General features: G+C 42.8%; 21 protein-coding genes and 1 other annotated feature. Of the genes, 19 read left to right on the top strand and 2 right to left on the bottom strand.

Going from position 1 to position 22,226, the window contains the following annotated elements; translation table 11 throughout:
• Position 1: 1 nt before the first annotated feature.
• From fabF to AXI57_RS14960, 8 genes are all read left to right on the top strand, one after another.
• Complete coding sequence (gene fabF, locus AXI57_RS14925) at positions 2-1,240, top strand: beta-ketoacyl-ACP synthase II (RefSeq protein ID WP_061670511.1); 1,239 nt, start codon at positions 2-4, stop codon at positions 1,238-1,240.
• Positions 1,241-1,317: 77 nt separating this feature from the next.
• Positions 1,318-2,103: a DUF2268 domain-containing putative Zn-dependent protease gene (locus AXI57_RS14930; RefSeq protein ID WP_061670512.1), complete on the top strand. Its 786-nt coding sequence runs from the start codon at positions 1,318-1,320 to the stop codon at positions 2,101-2,103.
• 191 nt (positions 2,104-2,294) lie between these two features.
• A complete protein-coding gene (locus tag AXI57_RS14935) occupies positions 2,295-3,281 on the top strand; it encodes an ABC transporter ATP-binding protein (protein ID WP_061670513.1) in 987 nt (328 codons plus the stop codon).
• A complete protein-coding gene (gene appF / locus AXI57_RS14940) occupies positions 3,278-4,267 on the top strand; it encodes an oligopeptide ABC transporter ATP-binding protein AppF (protein ID WP_003327594.1) in 990 nt (329 codons plus the stop codon). Before AXI57_RS14935 ends, appF begins: the two co-directional genes overlap by 4 nt.
• 98 nt (positions 4,268-4,365) lie before the next feature.
• Entirely contained in the window at positions 4,366-5,991 is a 1,626-nt protein-coding gene (locus tag AXI57_RS14945; RefSeq protein ID WP_061670514.1) for a peptide-binding protein, read from the top strand.
• Between the two features lie 71 nt (positions 5,992-6,062).
• Positions 6,063-7,013: an ABC transporter permease gene (locus tag AXI57_RS14950; protein ID WP_010788235.1), complete on the top strand. Its 951-nt coding sequence runs from the start codon at positions 6,063-6,065 to the stop codon at positions 7,011-7,013.
• A gap of 18 nt (positions 7,014-7,031) precedes the next feature.
• Positions 7,032-7,946 (top strand): oligopeptide ABC transporter permease, encoded by a 915-nt coding sequence (opp4C, locus tag AXI57_RS14955; RefSeq protein ID WP_003327591.1) that lies wholly within the window; start codon positions 7,032-7,034, stop codon positions 7,944-7,946.
• A 216-nt stretch (positions 7,947-8,162) separates the two neighbouring features.
• Entirely contained in the window at positions 8,163-8,915 is a 753-nt protein-coding gene (locus tag AXI57_RS14960; RefSeq protein ID WP_010788236.1) for a YjbA family protein, read from the top strand.
• Between the two features lie 44 nt (positions 8,916-8,959).
• Here AXI57_RS14960 and trpS read toward each other — a convergent pair whose 3' ends face one another.
• On the bottom strand, positions 8,960-9,952 hold the full coding sequence (gene trpS / locus AXI57_RS14965; protein ID WP_061571221.1) for a tryptophan--tRNA ligase: 993 nt from the start codon (positions 9,950-9,952) through the stop codon (positions 8,960-8,962).
• Between the two features lie 56 nt (positions 9,953-10,008).
• Positions 10,009-10,220 (bottom strand) — a binding site (T-box leader).
• A gap of 405 nt (positions 10,221-10,625) precedes the next feature.
• Here trpS and AXI57_RS14970 point away from each other — a divergent pair.
• From AXI57_RS14970 to spx, 9 genes are all read left to right on the top strand, one after another.
• A complete protein-coding gene (locus AXI57_RS14970) occupies positions 10,626-12,263 on the top strand; it encodes a peptide ABC transporter substrate-binding protein (RefSeq protein ID WP_061670515.1) in 1,638 nt (545 codons plus the stop codon).
• A gap of 108 nt (positions 12,264-12,371) precedes the next feature.
• Complete coding sequence (gene oppB, locus AXI57_RS14975; protein ID WP_035175064.1) at positions 12,372-13,307, top strand: oligopeptide ABC transporter permease OppB; 936 nt, start codon at positions 12,372-12,374, stop codon at positions 13,305-13,307.
• A gap of 3 nt (positions 13,308-13,310) precedes the next feature.
• The gene (gene oppC / locus AXI57_RS14980) at positions 13,311-14,228 is read left to right on the top strand and encodes an oligopeptide ABC transporter permease OppC (RefSeq protein WP_003327585.1); all 918 of its coding nucleotides are present in this window, start codon (positions 13,311-13,313) and stop codon (positions 14,226-14,228) included.
• Positions 14,229-14,232: 4 nt separating this feature from the next.
• The gene (locus AXI57_RS14985; protein ID WP_087941865.1) at positions 14,233-15,309 is read left to right on the top strand and encodes an ABC transporter ATP-binding protein; all 1,077 of its coding nucleotides are present in this window, start codon (positions 14,233-14,235) and stop codon (positions 15,307-15,309) included.
• A gap of 1 nt (position 15,310) precedes the next feature.
• Positions 15,311-16,228 carry an oligopeptide ABC transporter ATP-binding protein OppF gene (gene oppF / locus AXI57_RS14990; protein ID WP_035175065.1) on the top strand — a complete coding sequence of 306 codons (918 nt, stop codon included), beginning with the start codon at positions 15,311-15,313 and terminating at the stop codon, positions 16,226-16,228.
• A 69-nt stretch (positions 16,229-16,297) separates the two neighbouring features.
• Entirely contained in the window at positions 16,298-16,513 is a 216-nt protein-coding gene (locus AXI57_RS21005) for a hypothetical protein (RefSeq protein ID WP_238380190.1), read from the top strand.
• 107 nt (positions 16,514-16,620) lie between these two features.
• Complete coding sequence (locus AXI57_RS14995) at positions 16,621-17,802, top strand: putative glycoside hydrolase (RefSeq protein ID WP_371845797.1); 1,182 nt, start codon at positions 16,621-16,623, stop codon at positions 17,800-17,802.
• 152 nt (positions 17,803-17,954) lie between these two features.
• Positions 17,955-18,533 (top strand): GNAT family N-acetyltransferase, encoded by a 579-nt coding sequence (locus AXI57_RS15000; RefSeq protein ID WP_003327580.1) that lies wholly within the window; start codon positions 17,955-17,957, stop codon positions 18,531-18,533.
• Between the two features lie 180 nt (positions 18,534-18,713).
• Positions 18,714-19,109, top strand: a complete 396-nt coding sequence (spx, locus tag AXI57_RS15005) for a transcriptional regulator Spx (protein WP_003327578.1) — start codon at positions 18,714-18,716, stop codon at positions 19,107-19,109.
• Positions 19,110-19,144: 35 nt separating this feature from the next.
• Here spx and AXI57_RS15010 read toward each other — a convergent pair whose 3' ends face one another.
• The gene (locus tag AXI57_RS15010; RefSeq protein WP_061670517.1) at positions 19,145-19,807 is read right to left on the bottom strand and encodes a TerC family protein; all 663 of its coding nucleotides are present in this window, start codon (positions 19,805-19,807) and stop codon (positions 19,145-19,147) included.
• Positions 19,808-20,086: 279 nt separating this feature from the next.
• Here AXI57_RS15010 and mecA point away from each other — a divergent pair, with 279 nt between their 5' ends.
• Positions 20,087-20,743 (top strand): adaptor protein MecA, encoded by a 657-nt coding sequence (gene mecA, locus AXI57_RS15015; protein ID WP_003327576.1) that lies wholly within the window; start codon positions 20,087-20,089, stop codon positions 20,741-20,743.
• 159 nt (positions 20,744-20,902) lie between these two features.
• The gene (locus AXI57_RS15020; RefSeq protein WP_061670518.1) at positions 20,903-22,066 is read left to right on the top strand and encodes a competence protein CoiA family protein; all 1,164 of its coding nucleotides are present in this window, start codon (positions 20,903-20,905) and stop codon (positions 22,064-22,066) included.
• The last annotated feature ends 160 nt before the right edge of the window (positions 22,067-22,226 follow it).

Below are 22,226 nucleotides of genomic sequence, written 5' to 3' on the forward strand. Positions count from 1 at the left end.
TATGAGTAAAAAAAGAGTAGTCGTTACAGGACTTGGGACATTATCCCCGTTGGGCAATGATGTCGAGACAAGCTGGAAGAACGCAATCAACGGTGTATCTGGAATCGGTCCGATTACACGTGTTGACTCAGAAGAATATCCGGCAAAAGTAGCCGCTGAATTGAAAGACTTCAATGTTGAAGATTATATGGATAGAAAAGAAGCAAGAAAAATGGATCGGTTCACACAGTACGCTGTGGTAGCCGCTAAAATGGCCGTTCAAGACGCCGGCCTTGAGATTACGGATGATATCGCACCGAGAGTCGGCGTATGGGTCGGTTCCGGCATCGGAGGCCTGGAAACGCTTGAATCACAATTTGAAATCTTCTTAACGAAAGGGCCGAGACGGGTAAGTCCGTTCTTCGTTCCGATGATGATTCCAGACATGGCGACAGGCCAAATTTCAATCGCTTTAGGTGCCAAAGGAGTCAACTCTTGTACCGTGACAGCGTGCGCAACAGGAACAAACTCGATTGGTGACGCGTTCAAAGTCATTCAGCGCGGTGATGCAGACGCGATGATCACAGGCGGAACAGAAGCGCCGCTGACAAGAATGTCGTTTGCGGGATTCAGCGCAAACAAAGCGCTCTCAACTAATCCGGACCCGAAAACAGCGAGCCGCCCGTTTGATAAAAACCGTGACGGCTTCGTTATGGGTGAAGGAGCAGGTATCGTGGTTCTTGAAGAGCTTGAACACGCACTTGCCCGCGGAGCGAGGATTTATGGGGAAATAGTCGGCTACGGTTCAACCGGAGACGCTTATCACATTACCGCGCCTGCTCAAGACGGTGAGGGCGGAGCAAGAGCCATGCAGGAAGCGATTAAAGACGCAGGGCTTGCGCCAGAAGAGATTGATTACATCAACGCTCACGGTACAAGCACGTACTATAACGATAAATACGAAACAATGGCGATTAAAACCGTTTTCGGCGAGCACGCGAATAAACTTGCGATCAGCTCCACAAAATCAATGACAGGCCACCTTCTGGGTGCGGCTGGCGGAGTTGAAGCGATTTTTTCTATACTGGCCATTAAAGACGGTATCATTCCGCCGACGATTAATATCGAAACACCAGACGAAGAATGCGACCTTGATTATGTACCGGACACTGCGCGGAAACAGGACTTAAATGTTGTCCTCAGCAACTCGCTCGGATTCGGCGGACATAATGCGACCTTGATCTTCAAAAAATATCAATAACATCATGACTTGCCGGCTGCCTATTAAGGTAGCCGGTTTTTTTGCCGTGCATAGAATACGAAAAGGAGGCGATTCACTTGAGTGTAAAAAAAACGTATAGCTGGTTCGAGTCCTCAACATCTATAAATGACTTGTCCCGCTACATTGTTCCCTTCTTTTCAGGAGCCGCAAAAGAAGACTGGAAAGCAATACTCGGCCACCTCCAAAACCACGGGATGTTCCGCAGTCTAAAAGAGGGCAAAAATACAATAAATTTGTTGAAAGAAAAAGGAAGCTTTAGCCATATCCAAAAGGAAGAGCAATGTTTGATGAAGAAATGGGAGGGGCCGGATGTACCCATTATCGTGCTGCCGGTTGACGAGCGCAACCGGAAAATTCGCTTGGAGTTCAGTTCGAAATCAGGCCTTGCTTTTCGGGACAAAATGTTCCTTTTTCTCCCGTCAGATCCTCCGAATTCCTCTGTCTCGGCCTTAATGACCCATGAATATCATCACGTTTGCCGGTTAGAACATATGACAAAACAAGAAAAAGACGTCACACTTCTTGATACAATCATCATGGAAGGATTGGCCGAATATGCTGTTTATGAGAGGTTCGGCAGCAGCCAAACGGCAGAATGGACTTCTTACTATACACAAGACCAGCTTCAGCTGCTTTACAAAAAAAAGATCGCGCCACATCTTCATCTAAAGCGGGAAAGCGCATTATACCCGCAGCTTCTGTTTGGAAAAGGATATTATCCGAGCATGCTGGGATATGCAGTCGGATTCAATATTGTAAAAAAATATTTAACTGAGAAAAAGGTAAATACCAAGGACGGAATAAGTATCCAGTCAGAAACCTTTCTGGAAGCAACGCTTTAAAAGATTAAAAGTCTGGAATTTAATTAATAATATTACATTTATCCTAAAAAATTCTTGCTTTTGTAAAAGTGTTGTAATAATATACAACTATAAAATTTTATGGCAATTCAATATTTTTTGCGATTTCAGAATAGAAAGTTTATTTTCTCTCTAAAACATTTTTTACACCATGATGGTGAAAGGAGAGTATTATGAGCACATTGTTAGAAGTGCAGAATTTAAAAACATATTTTTTCAGAAAAAAGCAGCCGATCCCGGCAGTAGACGGAGTTGATTTTCATATCAATAAAGGAGAAACCGTCGCGCTTGTTGGAGAATCTGGCTCCGGCAAAAGCATTACTTCCCTTTCCATTATGGGCCTGGTCCAAAGCTCCGGCGGACAAATAATGGATGGCTCCATTACACTAGAAGGCAAGGACCTTGTAACATACACCGAAAATGACTATTGCAAAATCCGCGGCAACGACGTATCCATGATCTTTCAAGAACCAATGACCTCCCTTAACCCGGTGTTAACCATCGGCGAACAAATTACCGAAGTGCTTATCTACCATAAAAATATGAATAAAAAAGAAGCACGCAAAAGAGCAATTGAACTTTTGCAGATGGTCGGCTTCTCCAGGGCAGAGCAAATTATGAAGGATTACCCCCACCGTCTGTCAGGCGGAATGAGACAAAGGGTCATGATTGCGATTGCGCTGAGCTGCAACCCGAAGCTTCTGATTGCCGACGAGCCGACGACAGCACTCGATGTCACCATACAAGCACAAGTGCTTGAACTGATGAAAGAGCTCTGTCAAAAATTCAACACCTCTATCCTTCTCATTACACACGATTTAGGTGTCGTGTCAGAGGCGGCCGACAGAGTGATCGTCATGTACTGCGGACAAGTCGTAGAAAATGCGACAGTGGATGAATTGTTTTTAGAACCGCTTCATCCGTACACAGAAGGTCTGCTTACCTCGATTCCAGTGATAGATGGAGAGATTGATACATTAAATGCAATCAAAGGCAGTGTGCCGACACCAGACAATTTGCCGGCGGGCTGCCGGTTTGCCCCGAGGTGTTCAAAAGCAATGGACAAATGCTGGACGGATCAGCCTGCGCTTTTAGCCCATCCAAGCGGGCGTTCTGTGAGATGCTTTTTATATGAGGAAGAGGGTGCCGACCAAACATGACAACAGCCAAGGAAGAAACAATCTTAGAACTGAAAAACGTCAAAAAATATTTTCCAATCCGATCTGGTTTTTTTCAAAGGAAAGTCGGTGATGTAAAGGCTGTTGACGGTGTTTCATTTTCTTTAAAAAAAGGAGAAACACTCGGGATTGTAGGAGAATCCGGCTGCGGGAAATCGACAGCGGGACGTACGATGATCAGACTCTACAAACCGACGGAAGGCCAGATTCTATTCAAAGGCCAAGATATTTCCAGCCTGTCAGAGGAAAGTTTGCGAAAAAGTGTCCGCAAAAACATTCAAATGGTATTCCAAGATCCGTTCGCTTCATTAAATCCGAGAAAAACCCTGCGATCCATTATTAAGGAACCGTTCAATACCCATCATATGTACAGCATGAAGGAACGAAACGAGAAAGTAGAAGAGCTTTTGGCAAGAGTCGGCCTCCATCCATCCTTCGCCAATCGCTATCCCCATGAATTTTCAGGCGGACAGCGGCAGCGGATCGGCATTGCGAGAGCCCTGACTTTAAATCCGGAACTGATCATAGCGGACGAACCGGTTTCTGCGCTTGACGTATCAATCCAAGCCCAAGTGATCAACTTAATGGAAGAATTGCAGGAAGAGTTTAACCTGACGTATCTATTTATCTCTCACGATTTAAGCGTCGTGCGGCATATCAGCGACAGAGTCGGCGTCATGTATTTAGGTAAAATGATGGAGCTGACAGATAAGCATGAGCTCTACGATAACCCGCTTCACCCGTATACCCAGGCGCTCCTATCCTCTGTACCCGTCACAAGAAAAAAAGGAGCCGTCAAACGCGAGCGTATCGTCTTAAAAGGAGAACTGCCAAGTCCGGCCAATCCGCCGAAAGGCTGTGTTTTCCACACAAGATGCCCCGCCGCAAAAGCCATATGCAAAGAACAAATACCCGAATTTAAAGAAGCCGCTCCCAACCATTTTGTCGCCTGTCACCTTTACGGTTAACGAAGAGTCACGGCGCAGCGAGACTTGAGAGGGGGTATGCGTACTACATAACCAACACGATCTAACTGACAACTTACATTTCAAAGGGGGAAATGAAGATGAAAGTAAGAAAAACAGCACTGACGATGCTAAGTGTACTGATGGTTCTGGCCATTTTCTTATCAGCCTGCTCAGGGTCAAAATCAACAAGCAGCGAAAACAAACCAGCCGGAAAACCGCAGAAGGGCGGGGACTTGGTTGTAGCCTCAACTGGTGAGCCTACCTTGTTTAACCCTCTCTATTCAACGGATGTTGCAAGTTCAGATATTGAAGGTATGATTTTCAGCACACTTTTGGAAACGGATGAGAAATTAAATGTAAAACCTGCACTTGCTGAAAAAGTCACTGAATCAGATGACGGTCTGACCTATGACGTGAAAATTAAGGAAGGTGTTAAATTTCACGATGGGAAAGAGCTGACAGCAGATGATGTTGTGTTCACATACAGTATTCCTCTGGATAAGGATTACAATGGAGAACGCGGGTCGGGATTTGAGTCCCTTAAATCTGTAACCAAAAAAGGTGATTACGAAATTGAGTTTAAACTAAAGAAAAAGGATGCCTATTTTTATAACGTCGTTTTAGACAGTTATGGAATACTTCCTAAACATATTTTAGGAGATGTTCCTGTTGCGGAACTTGGCGAGAACGAATTTAACCGCAAAAATCCAATTGGTTCAGGGCCATTTAAGTTCTCAGAATGGAAAAAAGGTGATTATGTAAAACTTGAAGCAAATGACGATTATTATGGCGGAAGACCATACCTAGACACCGTAACAGTCAAAACGATCCCGGATGCAAATGCTGCCGTTGCCCAGTTGAAAGCGGGAGACGTAGATTTCTTTGTAGTGCCGGGCACGGATTTTGAGACCGTTCAAACGTTTGATCATGTAAAGGTTAAATCTGATCTAGGCCTTAACTATAGCTACATTGGCTGGAACCAAAAAAATGACTTGTTTAAAGACAAAAAAGTACGTCAAGCCCTGACATATGCGCTTGACCGTAAAGCAATGGTGGACCAAGTGCTTAACGGAGACGGTGAAGTGGCAGACGTACCGGAAAGCCCGCTTTCTTGGAATTACCCTAAAGGCAAAATTCCAACCTTTAACTTTAATCAGAAAAAAGCTAAAAAGCTATTGAAAGAAGCTGGATGGAAAGATACGGATGGAGACGGCATCCTGGATAAAGACGGAAAAAAATTCTCTTTCACCATTAAAACAAATCAGGGGAATAAAATTCGAGAAGATTTAGCGGTAGTAGTCCAGCAGCAGTTAAAAGAGGTGGGCGTTGAAGCGAAGCCGCAAATTGTTGAATTCAGTGCGCTGATTGAGCAAACAAGTGCTCCGAACTGGGACTACGATGCGTTGCTTCTGGGCTGGAGTCTTGCAACATTCCCGGATCAGTACACCATCTTCCATTCAAGCCAATCTGAAAATGGTTTAAATAATATTTGGTATAAAAACAAAGAGGTCGATAAGCTTCTTGAAGAAGCTAAAACCATTACAGACCGAAAAGAATATCAGAAGAAATATGAAGAAATTTATAAGCTGATAGCCGAAGATCAGCCGTACAGTTTCTTATTCTATTACAATTATCACCGAGCGATTCCATCCAATATGCAAGGGTATGTATTCCACCCTAAAAATGATTTGTATCACATTGAAAAATGGTGGCTCGATAAATAATAGCATTTTCCAGAAAGGGAAGGGGATTTCTTCCTTCTCTTTCTCATTTTATTTTAAAAGGGGACAAGTGTATGGTTACATACGTTATTAGAAGAACATTAATGTCTCTGCCGATTCTTTTAGGCATTACCATATTGTCTTTTGCTATTATGAAAGCGGCGCCAGGTGATCCGATGTCCCTGATGATGGACCCGACCATCAGCCAAGCGGACAGAGCAAAGTTTATTGAAAAATACGGATTGAATGATCCTGAGCCTGTTCAGTATTTAAAATGGCTCGGAAATATGATTCAAGGCGACTTTGGTACGTCTATTGTTAAAAAAGGCACCCCTGTTTCCGAATTAATCCTTTCGCGCCTGCCCAATACGCTGGTGTTAATGATATTCTCAACCTTTGTCGCTCTTCTGATTTCGATACCATTTGGTGTTCTTTCTGCGAAACGTCCTTATTCTAAACTTGATTATGGTATTACGTTTACTTCATTTTTAGGGCTGGCAATACCGAATTTCTGGTTTGGATTAATCCTCATTATGTTTCTTTCTGTAAATCTCGGGTGGTTCCCAACTGGCGGGGTCGGCACATTAAATGCGGATTTCAATATATTTGACAGGCTTCATCACTTGATTCTGCCGTCATTTGTTTTAGCAACGGCAGATATGGCGGGCATTACGAGATATACCAGATCCAGTATGCTTGATGTAATGAAACAGGACTATATACGGACTGCTCGCGCGAAGGGTTTTAGAGAAAATAAAGTCATTTTTAAGCATGGATTGCGAAATGGCCTTCTTCCTGTTATTACGATTTTCGGTTTGATGATTCCTTCGTTTATTGGAGGAGCGGTTGTGGTTGAGCAAATTTTCACTTGGCCGGGACTTGGCAAACTATTTATAGATTCAGCGTTTTCCAGAGATTATCCGGTCATTATGGCAATGACAGTCATTTCTGCTGTTTTGGTAGTCGTCGGAAATTTAATTGCCGATATTTTATACGCATTGGTCGATCCGCGTATTGAGTATTAACAGAGAGGGAGAGATAACATGTCACAACCAAATACTGCGACACCCTCTAATGAGGTTAAGCTGAAGGAAAACATTCGTGAAAAACCCGAAACAATGACAAAAATCTTTTTTGAAAAGTTTTTTAAAAACAAACTGGCTGTAGCAGGAGGATTTATATTAACGATTATCATTCTGCTGGCGGTGTTTGCGCCATTCGTTGCGCCTTATTCTCCAGAAAGCCAGAGCCTTATCAATAAATTAAAGCCGCCGAGCGCTCAAAATCTGATGGGGACAGATAAATTCGGCCGCGATATCTTTACACGAATCTTATATGGGGCACGTGTATCGTTGCTTGTAGGATTTGCTTCTGTAATAGGTGCGATTACAATCGGTACGGTCGTTGGGGCGATTGCGGGATATTTTAAAGGAATTGTGGACGCCATCTTGATGAGAACGGTTGATGTAGTACTATCCATTCCTGATATTTTTCTTCTGATCACTTTAGTAACGATATTCCAGCCGGGGATGGATAAACTGATTTTGATTTTTTCATTAACAGGGTGGACAACGACGGCGCGTCTTGTAAGGGGAGAGTTTTTATCACTCCGCTCAAGGGAATTTGTTTTAGCTGCTAAAACCATCGGGACAAGAAATTACAAAATTATCTTTTCGCATATTTTGCCTAATAGCCTCGGACCGATTATTGTGTCTGCTACTCTTAAAGTAGGCGGCGTCATTTTAGCGGAGTCAACATTAAGCTACCTGGGCTTCGGCATCCAGCCCCCGATCGCAAGCTGGGGGAATATGCTGCAGGATGCGCAAAACTTCACGCTCATGATTCAAGCGTGGTGGTACCCGTTATTTCCCGGGCTATTTATTTTAATTACCGTTCTGTGCTTTAACTTCGTCGGAGACGGGCTGCGTGATGCGCTTGATCCGAAAAATATTAAATAAAAGAAAAACGAAACTAATGTCAGAATCAGTGACAAAAACAAAATGAAAAGCAGGTTTCTATTGTGAGATTATCTTCATAGAGAATCTGCTTTTTATTATGCCTGAAAAAATAATAAGTCGACCGCTGCTTATATATTTCATCATTTTCATTGGAATAATTTCTCTCTCCCTTGCCTATACTGTGGACAACAGTTTTTATAAAGTGAGGGGTCAGAGATGTTATTTCTTCATGATGTGTGGGTGAATTGGTTTGAAGGGGAAGAGAATGGCTACAATGTATGCCACTTTCACGAATGGCGCAAGGAGGATACGGTAGAGCTTTTGGATCAGGTGCCTCTTTTGAGAGTCCCGTCGGTGTTGTATCATTACATAGAAAATGATCTATCAGAGCTTCCGAAAGAATTGCTCGATGGTGTCCATCAAAAATCGTATATCAGAAAAAACCATGAGCGGACGAAGCTTGAGTATTGCTTTGTGGTGACGGACGGAATCGGCATCTTGGCCGTTGATACAATCGGCTATACCATCCCGGTCAGAAAAAGCCGCCTGATTCCGAGACAGGAACAGCTTGTATATGAAATGATTAAGGATGTAGAACCTGAAACCTATGAATTTGAACCGAACAAACTGGAATCTTCTAAGGAATACCACATTTTGTCCTTGGCGCCGGAGCATGTCAGAGGGCTGACGAGGAAAGAACGCCAAATTAAACAGCTCATGTTTATGGCGCTTGATCAGCTGAAAGGGCTCAATAACAGAGCCGAGATCGCTTATTGGTACACTGAATGGAATCCGCATATGTACGGGCAGATCAAGAGAATGAGCTTTGAAGAGATATGGAACATGCTTTACAACGAGACAATCGAAGGCTGGTCGGACAAGCATCTCTCGTTTTGCGAAAACCTAATAAAAGGACAGCCGTTTTTCGAAAAGTTATGGGAAATGGAAAATGAATCGAAAGTGAATTAAATAAAAACCGCTCTTTGCTTCAAAGCAAAAAGCGGTTTTTTCAATTAGCGTCTTTTCCGTCCGAGACCCATTGCGTTCTCCATTTTTTTTAGCATTTTGCCGGCTGTTTTGTTAGCGCGTTCAGCGCCTTCATCGAGAATCCGGTCTAATTCATCTGTTTCGATTAATTCGTAATAGCGGTCTTGGATCGGTTTTAACGCACCGACTACAACCTCGGCTACATCGCTTTTAAACTCGCCGTAGCCTTTGCCTTCATATTTCGCTTCAAGCTCTTCAACTGTAGTGTTGCCAAGGATTGAATAAATCGTAAGAAGGTTTGAAACACCGGGCTTGTTTTCTTTATCAAATTTCACAATACCTTCAGAGTCCGTCACAGCGCTTTTGATTTTCTTTTCAAGCTGCTTTGGATCATCAAGCAGTGTGATAAACGCTTTTTGGTTTGGATCTGATTTGCTCATTTTTTTGAGGGGATCAGCCAGAGACATAATACGCGCCCCGACCTTCGGAATCTTAACCTCAGGAATCGTGAAAATATCGTTATATTTTTTGTTGAAGCGCTCGGCAAGATTTCGCGTCAGTTCAAGATGCTGCTTTTGATCCTCGCCGACAGGAACAAGATCTGTGCCATACAGCAAAATATCACCGGCCATTAACGGCGGGTATGTTAACAGTCCGGAAACAACGGCTTCCTTGCCTTTAGACTTGTCCTTAAATTGTGTCATGCGTTCGAGCTCTCCGATATAAGCGACACATTGCAGCATCCATCCGGCCTGGGCATGAGCCGGCACCTCTGATTGTATAAACAGCGTTGCTTTTTCAGGATCAAGCCCGACTGCCAAATACAGCGCCGCAAGATTACGTATATTTTTCCGCAATTCAAGACGGTCCTGGGGAACTGTAATCGCATGCTGGTCAACGATACAGAAGTAACCGTTATAGTCGTGCTGCAAGTCGACAAATTGCTTCATCGCTCCAATATAGTTGCCGAGTGTTACTGAGCCGCTCGGCTGAATGCCGGAAAAAATCGTTTTTTTCATTCAACATCATCCTCATTTCTATTGCATAATAAAAAAGGCCCATTCTCCCCCTATAAAAAAGGGACGAATGAACCGTGGTGCCACCCTGATTATTCCATTAAAATGGAATCACTCCAGACGTTGGTAACGGAGACTGCTCCGTCTGAGCCTACTTCAAGTTCGGTCAGCTGCTCCAAAGTCCATTCCACATTGCCCATTATCTGCTCCCAGCACCGCAGACTCTCTGTAAACGGGGTGAATGTGTACTACTCTTTTTCATAGCAAAGTTTACATTTGATTGCTTCATTATAAATCAATTATAACCAAATGTCATCAAGTAAAAACACCATTTTTACCAATTTATTTGTAGCTGCCCATCGAATAACACATGTCTTCAGGCCGCTAAATGATAAAGAATATCAATGATTTTCCGCTTTAAAACATCGAAGTATATCTCGTTTTTGAGAGAAAAACTGACGAAGTTTAAATATTTTAAATTGAAAAAATAATATTGCAATAAATTATTTGTTTCATTATAATGAACTTGTTCACTTCTTTGTTACAGCTTTTTTACAAAAAATAATCAGAATAGACGGAACTGAGTAAATGTTACGAAAACATAGGTTCATTTGTCTGATATTTCTGAGGATTTAGCCGTAAGGAGCTGAAAAATTATTTTAGGGGGGCTACTTCATTGAAGAAGCGTTGGTCGATTGTAAGTTTGCTGCTTATTTTCACTCTCGTCTTAAGCGCATGCGGCTTTGGCGGCGGAACTAACAGCAGTGGTGATGGTAAAGACAGTAAAGGGAAAACAACACTGAATATAAATATTAAAACTGAGCCTTTTTCACTGCATCCTGGATTGGCTAATGATTCAGTGTCCGGCGGAGTCATTCGCCAGACTTTTGAAGGATTGACTCGTATCAATTCAGACGGGGAACCTGAAGAAGGAGCAGCTTCAAAGATCGAAAAAAGTGACGATGGAAAAACATATACCTTTACGATTCGTGACGGCGCGAAATGGTCAAACGGAGATCCGGTAACTGCCGAAGATTTCGAGTATGCCTGGAAATGGGCGCTTGACCCGGCGAACGAGTCACAATATGCTTACGAACTTTATTACATCAAAGGCGCTGAAGCTGCAAACACAGGCAAAGGCAGCCTTGACGATGTTGGTGTAAAAGCGGAAAACGACAAAACATTAAAGGTTGAATTGAATAACCCGACACCTTATTTCACTCAGTTAACCGCGTTCTATACTTATATGCCGATTAATAAAAAAATTGCAGAGAAAAATAAAAAATGGAATACGAATGCCGGTGACGATTATGTCTCAAACGGGCCATTCAAATTAGCGTCATGGAAACACAGCGGATCTATCAAACTTGAAAAGAACGACCAGTATTGGGATAAAGACAAAGTCAAGCTGAAAAATATCAACATGACCATGATTAATAACACCAACACTGAGTTGAAGAAATTCCAAGCGGGAGAGCTTGATTGGGCGGGTATGCCGCTTGGGCAGCTTCCGACAGAATCACTTCCAAGCTTGAAAAAAGACGGTTCTCTTCATGTAGAACCGATTGCGGGAGTGTACTGGTACAAATTTAATACTGAAGCTAAGCCGTTGAATAATGTGAACATCCGTAAAGCGTTAAGTTATTCAATTAACCGTCAATCTATTGTTGAAAATGTGACGCAAGGAGAGCAAATCCCGGCTATGGCTGCCGTTCCGCCGACAATGAAGGGATTTGAAGACAACAACAAAGGCTACTTCAAAGATAACGACGTTAAAACGGCAAAAGAATATCTGGAAAAAGGGCTCAAAGAAATGGGTCTGAGCAAAGTATCTGAACTGCCGACGATTAAAGTATCTTACAACACGGATGATGCCCACGCGAAAATTGCTCAAGCCGTCCAGGAAATGTGGAAAAAGAACCTTGGCGTCAATGTAGAGCTTGATAATTCCGAATGGAATGTTTACATCGACAAGCTTCACAGCCAAGACTATCAAATCGGCCGTATGGGCTGGCTTGCCGATTATAATGACCCGATCACCTTCCTTGAATTGTTCAAAGATAAAGAAGGCGGCAACAATGATACAGGCTGGGAAAATGCTGAATACAAAAAACTTCTGGATGATTCTCAAACGGAAACAGACGAAACAAAGCGTGCGAAACTGCTTAAAAAAGCAGAGGGCATCTTTATGGATGAAATGCCTGTTGCCCCTATCTATTTCTATACCGATCCATGGGTGCAGGATGAAAACCTAAAAGGCGCAATCCTGACGGGTACTGGTGAGATTTATTTTAGAAATGCTTATTTTAAATAGGTTCTTCATCTGAAAACAAAAGATTTTAAGGTATATGGGGAAGGGTTCCTCGTATACCTTTCTTACTGATGGAGTATAAAAATGCAAAAAACATGGAGGTGTATCCCTTTGCTAAAGTATATCGGAAGACGTTTAGTTTATATGATTATCACGTTATTTGTGATTGTAACCGTAACATTCTTCTTAATGCAGGCAGCACCGGGCGGGCCATTTGCGGGTGAAAGAAAACTTCCGCCTGAAATTGAAGCTAACTTAAATTCGCATTACGGATTGGACAAGCCGCTTTTTGTCCAATATGTCAGCTACTTAAAATCAGTAGCGGTATGGGATTTCGGACCATCTTTTAAATATAAAGGCCAAAGCGTTAATGATTTGATCAGTTCAGGTTTCCCCGTTTCATTTACTCTTGGAGCAGAAGCCATTCTCCTCGCTTTAGCGTTTGGTGTATTGTTTGGGGTTATTGCGGCCCTTTATCATAATAAGTGGCAGGATTATACAGTTGCAATTTTAACGATTTTCGGTATTTCAGTTCCGAGTTTTATCATGGCGGCTGTCTTACAATACATATTCTCTATGAAACTGGGGATTTTTCCTGTCGCAGGATGGGATTCCTGGGCATACACCTTTTTGCCTTCAATTGCGCTCGCTTCGATGCCGATGGCATTTATCGCCAGACTTTCCCGTTCAAGTATGATAGAAGTGTTAAACAGTGATTATATTCGGACAGCGAAAGCGAAAGGCTTATCAAGGCCGATTGTAACGGTAAGGCACGCGCTGAGAAACGCACTTTTGCCGGTCGTTACATATGTGGGCCCGATGGCTGCGCAAGTTTTAACAGGAAGCTTTATCATTGAAACGATTTTCGGTATACCTGGATTGGGCGCCCACTTTGTAAACAGTATTTCCAATCGGGATTACACTGTAATCATGGGCGTAACGGTTTTCTTCAGTGTTATTCTGCTTTTATGTGTACTTATTGTAGACGTGCTATACGGAATCATCGATCCAAGAATCAAGCTTTCCAAAGCAAAGAAAGGAGCCTAGGCCATGCAGAATATTCCAAAAGACATGTTTGAACCAGCTGCAGCGGATGCCAGAGATGCTGAGAAAATATCTAAAAAGAGCCTTTCCCTTTGGAAAGATGCGATGCTGCGCTTTCGCAGCAACAAGCTTGCGATGGTCGGACTTGTGATTATCATTCTTATCGTACTTATGGCTATTTTTGCGCCTTTGTTCTCAAAATATGATTATTCCACTACCAATCTATTAAATGCTGACAAGCCGCCGTCAAAAGATCATTGGTTCGGAACAGATGACCTGGGAAGGGATATATTTGTCAGGACATGGGTCGGCGCGCGGATTTCTATCTTCATCGGTGTAGCCGCAGCCGTTCTTGACTTATTGATCGGCGTCATTTGGGGAAGCATTTCAGGTTTCCGCGGAGGACGAACTGACGAGATTATGATGCGTATTGCAGATATTTTATGGGCTGTTCCTTCATTATTAATGGTTATTTTGTTAATGGTCGTGCTGCCAAAGGGCTTAATGACGATTATTATCGCGATGACGATTACCGGGTGGATCAATATGGCAAGAATTGTCCGCGGACAAGTCCTTCAGCTGAAGAATCAGGAATATGTGCTGGCTTCACAAACTTTAGGAGCAAAAACCTCACGTTTGCTGTTTAAACATATCGTGCCTAACGCGATGGGACCGATTTTGGTCACAATGACCTTAACTGTTCCGACTGCGATCTTTACAGAAGCATTTCTAAGTTATTTGGGACTGGGAGTACCTGCCCCGCTTGCAAGCTGGGGAACGATGGCTTCTGACGGATTGCCTGCATTGACCTACTATCCTTGGCGTTTGTTTTTCCCTGCCGGTTTTATTTGCATCACAATGTTTGGCTTTAACGTGGTCGGTGACGGGTTGAGAGACGCACTGGATCCTAAGTTACGTAAATAAGGGAGTGATACGGGTGACACGCCTATTAGAAGTAAAAGACTTAGCAATTTCATTTAAAACATACGGCGGAGAGGTTCAGGCGATCCGCGGGGTGAATTTTCATCTGAATAAAGGAGAAACATTGGCGATCGTGGGAGAGTCAGGTTCCGGAAAGAGTGTGACTTCCCAAGCAATTATGAAGCTGATTCCGATGCCGCCGGGTTACTTCAAGCGCGGCCAGATTTTATTTGACGGCAGGGATCTGGTGCCTATGTCAGAAAAAGACATGCAGTCAATCCGAGGCAAAGAAATCGGCATGATATTTCAAGATCCGATGACGTCTTTAAACCCGACGATGAAAGTCGGCAAACAAATTACAGAAGTACTTTTTAAACATGAGAAAATCTCTAAAGATGCCGCAGCTAAACGTGCTGTTGAATTACTTGATCTTGTCGGGATTCCGATGCCGGAAAAACGGGTCAATCAGTTTCCTCATGAATTTTCAGGCGGGATGAGGCAGCGTGTGGTCATTGCCATGGCACTTGCGGCAAACCCGAAGCTGTTAATAGCCGATGAACCGACAACCGCACTCGATGTGACGATACAAGCTCAGATTTTGGAATTGATGAAAGATCTGCAGAAGAAAATTGACACATCCATTATCTTTATCACGCATGATCTTGGTGTTGTAGCCAATGTGGCGGATCGTGTGGCCGTGATGTACGCCGGCCAGATTGTTGAAACAGGCACCGTTGACGAAATCTTTTACAACCCGAGACACCCGTATACATGGGGGCTGCTGGCGTCCATGCCAAGCCTTGAAAGCACGGGTGATGAACAGCTGACCGCTATTCCGGGAACGCCGCCTGATCTGACAAATCCTCCAAAAGGAGATGCGTTTGCGCTTCGCAGCTCGTATGCGATGAAAATTGACTTTGAACAGGAGCCGCCGATGTACAAAATTTCCGATACGCATTATGTGAAATCGTGGCTGCTCCATCCCGATGCGCCGAAGGTTGAGCCTCCGGAAGCGGTCAAAGCAAAAATGCGCCAGCTGCAACATACGTATGAAATCCCTGTCCTAATGGAAGAAGGTGAATGAAGTGACTGAGAAATTACTTGAAATTAAACATTTAAAACAGCATTTTTTCACATCTAAAGGAACGGTAAAAGCTGTAGATGATCTTTCTTTTGATATCTACAGAGGAGAAACGCTTGGCCTTGTCGGCGAATCCGGGTGCGGAAAATCCACAACAGGCCGAAGCATCATTCGACTGTACGATGCAACGGACGGAGAGGTTCTGTTCAACGGTGAAAATGTCCACGGGAAAAAATCCCGTAAAAAGCTGCTCGAATTCAACCGGAAAATGCAAATGATTTTCCAAGATCCATACGCCTCTCTGAATCCGAGAATGACTGTTGCCGATATCATTGCGGAGGGCCTCGACATTCATAAGCTGACAAAGACGAAAAAAGAACGCATGCAGCGCGTCCAAGAACTGCTTGAAACCGTCGGTCTGAACAAGGAACACGCCAATCGTTACCCCCATGAATTTTCAGGAGGGCAGCGCCAGCGTATCGGGATTGCCAGAGCGCTGGCCGTTGATCCTGATTTTATCATTGCGGACGAACCGATTTCTGCACTGGATGTTTCCATTCAGGCACAGGTTGTCAACTTAATGAAGGAATTGCAAAAGGAGAAAGGACTCACGTATCTGTTTATTGCCCATGATTTATCCATGGTTAAATATATCAGTGATCGAATCGGTGTCATGTATTTCGGAAAGCTGGTGGAACTGGCTCCGGCTGACGAACTCTATGAAAACCCGCTTCATCCATATACAAAATCATTGCTTTCTGCAATTCCGCTTCCCGATCCGGATTACGAAAGAAACCGTATCCGCCACAAGTATGATCCGTCCGTCCATCAATTAAAGGACGGGGAAAAGATGGAGTTCCGTGAAGCTTCACCAGGGCATTTTGTTATGTGTACGGAAGCGGAATTTCAATCATACAAATAAGCACGTACCAAAACCTTCAAGAGTCAGCCATCTTGAAGGTTTTTTTATGAAATATTCGAGGTATTGATGGTGTTTATTATAATAGAAGAAAATGGATTAAAAGCAGCCGTATCTATTTCTCTTGCAAAAAGCCGGGCAGCCATCATGTCGGTGAAAAACGCCCTGTTTACTCCTTGGAGTGCTGTGACCTATCCGATTACAGATGGCAGAAGGAACAAATGCACGTTTTGCCTTCACGGCTGCGGCTGTTTTGTATTTGATTACTTTCGTCATTGCAATAGCTAAAGCCGAGGCTTTCTCATTATCAGCTACAAACCCGCGCACATTGAAACTTACCAAGCGACCCCTCATTTTCCTATAATGGAAGCCAGGAGGGGATAATTGTGCGTTTTATGAAGTATTCAATCATAGCAGGCTTGCTTCTCAGTTTTGCGGCCTATCCGGCGGAAGCAGCGCAGAAAGAACCGCAGCCTTTATTAAAAGTGGCTCTCGAAAAGAAAGAACTGCCTAAAGGGATGTCCAGATTCGCGTATGATTCGGGCTTTCATTTTACATATCCTGATGCGGTGAGAGGAATTTACGTGACGGGACATTCAGCGGGCGGCAGCAGATTTGATTCTCTGACTGATTTTGTTGAGAAAACAGAATTGAACACTATGGTCATTGACGTAAAAGATGATAACGGAAATCTCACTTACCAGCCTGATAAAAATTCTCCATATTACGATATCAGTAAGAAATACATCAAAGACCCAAAAGCGATGCTAAAAAAAATGGAAGAGAAACATATCTATCCAATAGCTAGAATTGTCGTATTTAAAGACACGGTTCTTGCGAATAAAAAGCCTGAATGGTCCTTCAAAGAAAAAGACGGAAGTGTCTGGAAAAACGGGCGTGGGGAATCGTTTGTCAATCCATTTATGAAAGAAGTTTGGAATTACAACGTGAACTTAGCAAAAGAAGCAGCCAAAATGGGATTTAAAGAAGTTCAGTTTGACTACGTACGCTTTCCTGAAGGCTTTGAAAAACGGGATGATGAACTGACTTACGATCATGGAGAGTATGGAAAAAGCGCTGATGATAATGTCCAAAAACGTGTACACGCGGTCACCGATTTTGTCAGTTATGCGAAAGACAAACTGAAGCCGTACGGGGTTGATGTATCCGCCGATATTTTTGGATATTCCGCCACTCTGCCTGAAGCGCCCGGCATCGGACAGAATTTCAGCAAAATTTCCGAAAATGTTGATGTTATTTCTTCCATGATTTATCCGAGTCACTGGACAAGCTATTTCGGGATTGATAAGCCGGACCTTGAACCATACAAAGTTGTAAAGGAATACGCTAAAGTAGAAAATAGCAAACTCGGAAAACTGAAAAATCCGCCTTCATCGCGGCCATGGCTTCAAGATTTCACAGCCTCTTATCTTGGAAGCGGCAATTATCAGCACTACGGAAAACAGCAGATTGAAGATCAAATTAAGGCGTTGAACGAAGCAGGCATTGATGAGTTTTTACTTTGGGACGCGGCAAACCATTATACAAAAGGTGTGGATTACACGCCGCTTGATTAAAACGGAGCAGAGGCTCCGTTTTTTTTTTGTCTGAAAAAAAATGAAACCAAGTTTTAGGCTTGTACGTCTTAATAGATGTAAGGCTGTTTAAACAAAAAGAAATGGGGTATATCTAAGAGTGTGAAGATAACGAACTCATAAGGAGCAGATCAATGAACTGGTACCAAAAGTTAAATGAATACTTTCCAATTGAAGAAATGAAATCCAAAGCGCATATGGAAGCTTTGTTAAAAGAGCGAAGCGATATTTACCATAAAGAAGAAGGCAAACATCACGTATTAATGTATGCGGAGTTTGATTCTTTTATCTTTATTGATTATCTGTATATATCGAAGGACGCAAGAGGGCAGGGACTCGGAGGCAAATTGATCGGTGAACTGAAAAAGAAAAACAAACCGATATTGCTTGAGGTTGAGCCTGTGGATGAAGATGATGCAGATACAGAGAAGCGCCTGAAATTTTACCAAAGAGAGCATTTTAAGCATGCTCAGTCAATTGGGTACCAGCGCCGTTCATTGGCTACGAATGAAGTGAACAAAATGGAGATTTTGTACTGGTCACCAAAAACAGAATCTGAAGAAGAAATGTTAGAAGCGATGAAGCAGACATATGAAAAAATTCATATCTATAAAGATGAACAATGGTACGGAGATTCATACGAAAAAACGGATGAGGTCCTAAAGGTCATTGATGATAAAAAACAAAAAAACATTTTCGATCAGCTAAGCTAATTGAGAATATATAGATGGTTTGATCGTGAAAATTTGCCGGATTGACACATTTTTTTCTTAGGACACTATTCACACTTACTTTTTTATAGTATAATACCTATAAAGATTCCTTTTTTAGAGTTATTTCAATTTAAGAATAAAAAACATGTTCATCCTACTAATTAGGGGAGTGAAGATTAAATGGTTACATTATACACATCACCAAGCTGTACTTCATGCAGAAAAGCAAGAGCGTGGCTGGAAGAGCACGAGATTCCATTTGAAGAAAGAAACATTTTCTCTGAACCTTTATCAATTGATGAAATAAAACAAATTTTACGCATGACGGAAGACGGAACGGACGAAATCATTTCCACCCGTTCAAAAGTATTCCAAAAGCTTAACGTAAATGTTGAATCAATGCCGCTTCAAGATTTATACACATTGATCAACGAACATCCGGGACTGCTTCGCCGCCCGATTATCATCGATGAAAAACGTTTGCAGGTCGGCTACAATGAAGATGAGATCAGACGTTTCTTACCAAGAAAAGTCCGCTCATTCCAGTTAAGAGAAGCACAGCGTTTAGCTAATTAATATATAAAAGAAGGCTGATGTTTTATCAGCCTTCTTTATTTTTTGTCAGCAATCTGTTCATAATAAATGCTGGCAAGGATAACAAACACAACTGTCAGAACAGGAAGCAGCATTTCAACAAGACTATGCTGCGCCATAAAATAAGACAGCTTTTGATCTCTGACAATCATTTCTCCTCCTGTATATGCCAGCAGCCCGCTTCCTGCATAAATCAAAAGCGGCACTCTATTCAGCGCAATGTGAATCAGCTTGCTGCCCCAAATAATAATCGGAACTGATACAAATAAACCGACCATCACGAGAAAAAGGTCGCCGTGTGATGCCCCGGCCACTGCTATAACATTGTCAAGCGACATAAAGAGATCGGCGAGGACAATCGTCCGAATGGCCTTCCATAAGGAGGTGCTGCTTTTTACGTGCTGGGTGTCTTTCTTTTCAATAAGCAGCTGGTAACCGAGATATAAAAGAAACACTCCGCCGGCGCATTGCAGAAAAGGAACTTTCAGCAGATACACCGCTGCACTCGTAAGCCCGACGCGCATGGCCACCGCAATAAAGGTTCCGAAGATAATCGCTTTTTGTCTTTGTTTTTCCGGTAAGTTCCTGCAAGCCATCGCAATCACAACAGCGTTATCTCCGCCGAGGATCAGATCTATCCCGATGATGAGCAGCAGCGAAAACAGATAATCATGCTCCATGTACAGGCACCTCGCTTTTTGTTTCATCGCTTGTACAACTAATATATGAAGCGGGTTATTTTTTATGATAGCGGGCAGAAGACAAGCCGTTTTTCAGCCGATAATGCATTTTTATTTCTTTTGTGACTGTTTTATCATAAAATAGAAATATAAAGAATTTCACACTGTCTTGGGGACAAGGTTAAGATGTGGACGGAATGGGTAAAGTGTAGTAAAGTACAATTAATCGGGAGCTTAGATGTCCCTTCAACATCTTATATAGAAGGGAAGGTTGGCAAAATGGAAATAGAAAGAATAAACGAACATACTGTAAAGTTTTATATGTCATATGGAGATATTGAAGACCGCGGTTTCGACAGAGAAGAGATTTGGTATAACCGTGAGCGCAGTGAAGAACTGTTCTGGGAAGTCATGGATGAAGTTCATGAGGAAGAAGAATTCGCTGTAGAAGGTCCTCTTTGGATTCAAGTTCAGGCACTCGATAAAGGCTTGGAGATTATCGTTACAAAAGCCCAGCTTTCTAAAGACGGACAAAAGCTCGAACTGCCGATACCTGAAGATAAAAAGCAAGAACAAGCAGATGAGAATCTCGATGCCTTGCTGGATGATTTTCAAAAAGAAGAGCAAGCCGACAATCAGGAAGAGAAGGAGCAAAAGCTTCAATTCGTCTTGCGGTTTGATGATTTTGAGGACTTGATTTCTCTTTCAAATTTGAACGTAAACGGAAGCAAAACGACGCTTTATTCGTTTGAAAACCGGTATTATTTATATGTAGATTTTCAAGAAATGTCTGATGAAGAGGTTGAAAATCAGCTAAGCATCCTGTTAGAGTACACATATGAATCCTCAATCAGCATACACCGCATCGAAGAATACGGCAAGCTGATTATTTCAGAGGATGTTCTGAATACAATAAAAAAACACTTTGCATCATAGCAGACCGATTTCTTAACGGAAATCGGTTTTTTTCTTATCCGAAAACACAATTTTGAGGGTGGAAAATGGGAGTATGACGTTTTTATAGAAAGAAAAGACAACAGGAATTCATCATCTTCTTACAGAATTCATAAAGAATCTGGAAGGGAGAGATGAATATTGTTTAGTGCTGTGACATCAGAAGGTAAAACTGTTTACCTGATGAAAGAAAGATATGCTGCAACAGAAGCGTCGGAATTGAGAAAAACGAAATTCTTTTGTCCGGTTTGCAGAGAACAGCTCGATGTCAAGCTCGGCTCTTTAAAAGCTCCGCATTTTGCCCATAAGCAGAATAAAGCTTGCACCATAGAGTTTGAACCGGAGAGCGCCTACCATTTAGAAGGGAAAAAGCAGCTTTATTCTTGGCTGAAGGCGAAAGGATGCTCACCTGTTCTGGAGCCATATGTAAAAAGCATACAGCAAAGGCCTGACATTATAGCAAATGTACAAGGAGGCATGCTGGCTTTTGAATTTCAATGCGCGAACCTCGCTCCAGACCTCTTATATAAACGCACGCAAGGGTTAAAGCAAGCAGGGGCTGAACCGCTCTGGATCATCGGCGGAAACCGTTTAAAACGCACGTCAAGGCACTTTTTCCAGCTATCTGCTTTTCATTGGCAATTCATGAAGGAGAATCCACGGCAGTTCCTGTTGTTTTACTGTCCGGAAGCACGCTCCTTCTATAAGCTCCATCATATTACCCCGTTCTATGCGAATTATGCCTGCGCCTCACTCGAAGCAATCCCGCTCACAAAAGCAAATGTGAAGGATATGTGGTTCTCAGCATCCGCACCTTCCTTTCAGCCTGCTGCCTGGCAAAGCGCCATTACCCGTTTTCGGCATAAACCTCCCCGTTTTTTATCCAAAGAAGCGAATCATCTTCGGCTCCTTTTTTATGAAAAACGCCAGACGCCGCTCCCATTTTTACCGCCTGAAGTATTTGCCCCCATTCCTCTTGGAGCCGTTTTTTTAAGTCCTGTTTTCATATGGCAGGGCCATCTTTATCTGTATATGACCGACCTCGCAGAAAAGCGTATGCCCATCAGGTTTTCTGCTGTTTTTCGATTTTGTAAGATGCAGATTCAAAAAAAACGGATTCATTTAAGGTACGAATATAGCGAACAGCTTTTGCGTGAGGCATTGAAACAGTACATCAATTTTCTGTGCGGGAAGGAATTTTTAATGGAGGGTGAGAAAGAAGTATATATGGTGAAATATCCAGTTCATGACTGCCGCACGCTTGAGGGTGTTATGGAGCGCGACCAAACCTGTTTTGGGGAATGAGATCGTTTCATTTGGCTCACCCTAAAGAAAAGGTGGTGGCTGGATGTGAAAGGCAAGAAACGGAGTGTTTTTCGCTTTTTTACTGTGTTTTTGGCATGCGTTGTCTTCTTCACCGCATATGATTTGACAAATGGCAGTGAAAAACCGGAAGATAATCACA

The sequence above is a fragment of the Bacillus atrophaeus genome, assembly GCF_001584335.1.
In the GTDB taxonomy this organism is placed as follows: Bacteria; Bacillota; Bacilli; order Bacillales; family Bacillaceae; genus Bacillus; species Bacillus atrophaeus.